At 59.8% G+C, this 2,729-nt stretch carries 4 protein-coding genes; 2 read left to right on the forward strand and 2 right to left on the reverse strand.

Annotated elements, in window-relative coordinates; genetic code table 11:
- Positions 1 to 482: 482 nt before the first annotated feature.
- Positions 483 to 659 carry a hypothetical protein gene (locus tag IE224_RS20600; RefSeq protein ID WP_229849498.1) on the reverse strand — a complete coding sequence of 59 codons (177 nt, stop codon included), beginning with the start codon at positions 657 to 659 and terminating at the stop codon, positions 483 to 485.
- Positions 660 to 1,158: 499 nt separating this feature from the next.
- Positions 1,159 to 1,299, reverse strand: coding sequence for a BLUF domain-containing protein (locus IE224_RS21495; RefSeq protein ID WP_191313376.1), 141 nt, complete (start codon positions 1,297 to 1,299; stop codon positions 1,159 to 1,161).
- Between the two features lie 175 nt (positions 1,300 to 1,474).
- On the opposite strand from IE224_RS21495, the gene IE224_RS20610 reads away from it, so the two are divergent.
- Both IE224_RS20610 and IE224_RS20615 read left to right on the forward strand, forming a co-directional pair.
- Entirely contained in the window at positions 1,475 to 1,879 is a 405-nt protein-coding gene (locus IE224_RS20610) for a response regulator (RefSeq protein WP_191313373.1), read from the forward strand.
- 377 nt (positions 1,880 to 2,256) lie between these two features.
- Positions 2,257 to 2,729, forward strand: a 473-nt coding sequence (locus IE224_RS20615; RefSeq protein ID WP_191313374.1) for an SWFGD domain-containing protein, incomplete at its 3' end; no start/stop codon positions are given.

Consider the following 2,729-nt stretch of genomic DNA (forward strand, 5'->3'; position numbering starts at 1 on the left):
GTTCCTCGACGACTTCGTTAGCGATCCTGAACTCGCGCAACGCTTCAAGGCTCAACCGCCGCGGTAACAATCGGCCGGTTACCATTCTTGCCAGAGGTGGGAGACTTGTCTTCCCCTGCTCCCTGAATGGCTCGTGCCAAGCGTCCGGGCGTCCAAGCGGCGTCCTGGTGGGTTCGGCCAGCGACAGGCGGATCTCGTCGGCCACCTTTGCCAAAAGACGTGGAGCGAAGGCCTTCCTGACGTCTTCAGGCTGCGGCTCAAGGAAACGTTCCTGATCACGCTGATCATTGCTGCCTTCCCGAAGCGCTCAGCGAAGGAGCGGTCCAGCATCCTCTGCCACGCGGTAACAAACATCTCCTTTACCACCTGCTTCATCTGGGTTCTACCAGGAGCAGACTGTGCCGCGGGCGTGGGTCGCCAGCACATGTGTCGAGGAAATCGACAGCGCAGGTTGATATGCGGGCTAGCCTGCGCTTTGTCGGTCAGCCGTACACTGGCTGCTTGCCGATGTCTTGCTGCAGATCTTCAAGTTCAGCGATGCTGAGGGAAATGCGGTGCGCGGCGTCACTGGCCTCTTCGCTCGTCAATTCAAACCGATCGGCATGGGCGCGGCAGAGAAGAAGCGCTGTATGGGCGGATGAAAGATAGTCTTGAAGCATCTTGGCAGTCATTGTCCGGCGCATTGTCACTCAATACCTGCTTTGGGTTGTCTCATCGGCAAAGATTCGCTTACTTTTATAAGATAGTGTAAATTAGTGGAACTTTTTCGTGCCTAGGTTGTGCTGAACCCTCGGTCTGTTGTCCTCAAGGCACATGTTGACACCTGGGACTGCCGAAGGGTACCGGGAAATAAAGCAAGTGGAGGCAGGGCAAGCCTCCTGCCTGACAACCGGTCCGCAGAAGCGCCAGGCCAGTTGTAGGTCACCGATGATAGACGCTTTGTCACCTGACCGCAGCCGACGTCTCATTCCTGACGTTCGGCACACTCCTTCATGAATCTCAGGATATCAAATACCCGCGGCAGGCGGAGAGGAGCATCATGACAGGCCGCCCAGTCGAAGAGGGACGTTGTCTCCGAGTTACCATGCCCATCGCCCATGTCGAAAAGCTGCGGGTTGCCACCTGCTGCCGGTCCAGGCCTCAAGATCGCCGTGCCTGTTATCGGCACTGATGCGGCTGAAGGTCAGCCATGACCTCGTCCTCCGGTCCTTCCAGCCATTGATAGTAGATGTCGCTTTCCCGATGCAGGAAGCCCGTCAAACCCGCTGCGGTATTCTTGCGCCGCGATGTGGCCAGGATGTCCTGCTTGGCAGAACCCCTTTCGGCGTAAGCGCCTCACCTCGATAGAGGATTGCCATGTAGGTCATGGGAAAGGCGTCGCCGGGATCCTCTCACCTGTCAAGTAACATGTCGGTCGCCGGAACTGATGATGTTACGCCATCCTTCTCCTTTGCAATGAAGAGGAAGAAATGACATGCATCGGCACCGCCCCTATGCACTGGTTGTGGATGATAGCGCCCTCATCAGGATGGATGCGTGCGAGATCGTGAAGGAAGCAGGCTTCCGCTGTTATGAGGCAGCAACGGCCGAGCAGGCTGTGGAGCTTCTCCGCAAATTCGGCCAGAACGTCCAACTGCTCTTCACTGACGTGAGCATGCCGCCTGGCAAGATGACCGGCTTTGACTTGGCGCGGCTTTGTGCACAAGGCTGGCCAGAGATCGGCATCCTGGTGGCGTCGGGTGGCGTGACCCCGAAGTCGGGCGACATGCCGGACGATGCCGAGTTCATCAGCAAGCCTTTTACCAACGAAGTGGTTCGCGCGCACCTGCTGAAGATCCTTTTCGAAGGTCGCCGTCCCGAGCCGCTCGGCGCCGACTGAACGGACACAGTCTCCCCCGCAAGCTGAAGCGTCATACTGCCATTGTAACGTCTCGGCGACAACTGGATGCCTCAACCTCCAGGAGGACTTCACCTGATCGGCGCTATCTGACTGCCCGGATGTTGCTCGATTGAGAGGCTGCGTGTCTAGACTGGCTCTTCCTCCTTAAGAAGGCTGTCTGGGGTACCGTCCGTGAGCCGCCCCAGGAGGGCGGGCCAGTATCGGAGACAGGGCCTTCTTCCGTCCGCTTCTGGTTTTCCTCCCTGACCAGATCGCAGGTGCGGCTCCGGCCGTGTTCGGGGAACACTCGCCAAGTCAGGACGTTTGTCTGGTCTGTGGATGCCCAATCCGCACTCACTGCTACAGGAGGACAGCAGATGACACGTGACTGGGAAGATCGAGATCGTTTTGGCCGGGGCTATGGCCGCCGCGACGAATATTCGCGCCGCGACAGATCGCGGGACTGGTCTGACAAAGCCGGGGACGAGGTGCGATCGTGGTTCGGCGACGACGATGCCGACCGTCGCCGCCGCATGGATGATGACCGCGACTACGGCGGCTCTGGCGGTGGATATGAAGGGCGGTCGGGTCGGGGCGGCTATAGCGACGACTATGGCCGGTCCGGTGATCATGGATCCCGCTCCGGTGACTACGGCAGCCGTTCGGGCGGCGGCTATGGCAACGACTATGGCCGGTCGGGTGAGTATGGCGGCCGGTCCACTGGCGGCTATGGCAGGTCAGGCGGCGGCTACGATCCTTATGACCAAGATCGCGGCTATGGCGGCGGACGCGACGCGGGCTATGGCCGGGGCGATTTCTCGGAAGCGATCCGCTCGGGAATGGCCGGGCG

Origin of the sequence: Paracoccus aerius (genome assembly GCF_014656455.1) — a bacterium.
Classification (GTDB): Bacteria; Pseudomonadota; Alphaproteobacteria; order Rhodobacterales; family Rhodobacteraceae; genus Paracoccus; species Paracoccus aerius.

Coding starts and splice junctions, on each gene's coding strand:
- IE224_RS20600 (WP_229849498.1), bottom strand. CDS start 659: ATGCTTCAAGACTATCTTTCATCCGCCCATACAGCGCTTCTTCTCTGC.
- IE224_RS20610 (WP_191313373.1), top strand. CDS start 1,475: ATGCATCGGCACCGCCCCTATGCACTGGTTGTGGATGATAGCGCCCTC.